Source organism: Psychrobacter sp. AOP3-A1-26, from assembly GCF_052378235.1.
In the GTDB taxonomy this organism is placed as follows: domain Bacteria; phylum Pseudomonadota; class Gammaproteobacteria; order Pseudomonadales; family Moraxellaceae; genus Psychrobacter.
In genome coordinates this window covers 1-971 of sequence record NZ_JBQSXN010000187.1, presented here as the reverse complement: position 1 = coordinate 971, position 971 = coordinate 1, and the positions used below count along the sequence as shown (strand labels likewise).

General features: G+C 42.1%; 1 protein-coding gene. It reads right to left on the bottom strand.

What is annotated here, in order from left to right:
- Window positions 1–971, bottom strand: a 971-nt coding sequence (locus tag ACT3TU_RS14220; protein ID WP_444752834.1) for a DUF1176 domain-containing protein, incomplete at both ends; no start/stop codon positions are given.

Here is a 971-nt window from a genome sequence, read left to right as displayed (position 1 = left end):
GACCTCTGCTTTTATGAGCGGCAGTTATTTTACCCTCGTAATAGTCACTACCAGCGGTGGTAATCAGTTGTGGATGGTTAGGATATTTATGATCGATAAGCCAATAACCATAGCCTTCATTATAAGCACCTGTCCAACAACCATGTGCCGCTAACGTATGGCTGTCATCTACTGGTATAAAGTCCCAACCAACCATATCGGACTCATATTCAGACCTCTGTTGATACGCGTCGGTTTTTGGATTAACCAGCTCACAATCTCCCATCACGTCCTTTGAGCCTATTAATTTTTTAGAGTTAATATTTACCCATTTATCAATATTCTTTTGAAAATATGCCAACTTTGAGGAGTCCAACTGCTTGTGCTCTTCCTCCAAATAAACAGGCGCTTTTTTGAGTACCGGTTTTGGTTTGGCGGCTTTATTGGTTTGCCGATTTAAACTATTCTTACTGACAAGGGCTAGTGGCGTACCTACTCGACCTTGCACCTCATCGAGTTTTAGTAGCACGGCAGCCATCCCTAGGTCAGATACTTGCCATTGATGAGTACCGATCTTGAATGCGATTTTGCTGGCTTTCTTAGCGTGATTAATCAGCAGCATGGTCTGAGATTTTGTTAATTGGCTGTTTTTAACTTCTCCATAAAACTTATCATTGAGCCATAGCTCAACTGGATTATTCAGCGCCTCAGTTTCAGTAACCAATCTCTCAGAGGTATTCCAGTCCCACTCATTTAATAGAATCTCTATACTAGGCACTTTTTCACCCGCTTTTAACGTCATCAAAATGCTGCCTCGCCATTTGGCTGAATCAGCACTATAACCCGCTGCTCGGCAAGTCAAGGTGTTATCACAGACCAGTTGCCAGTCATCTTTGACAAAACCATTACTTTCAAATGGCGTACCATAAGAATCTGATGCCAAAGTAGGTAATGAGAGCAAACCGGTCGTAATCAAAGCCATGATTGTTTTC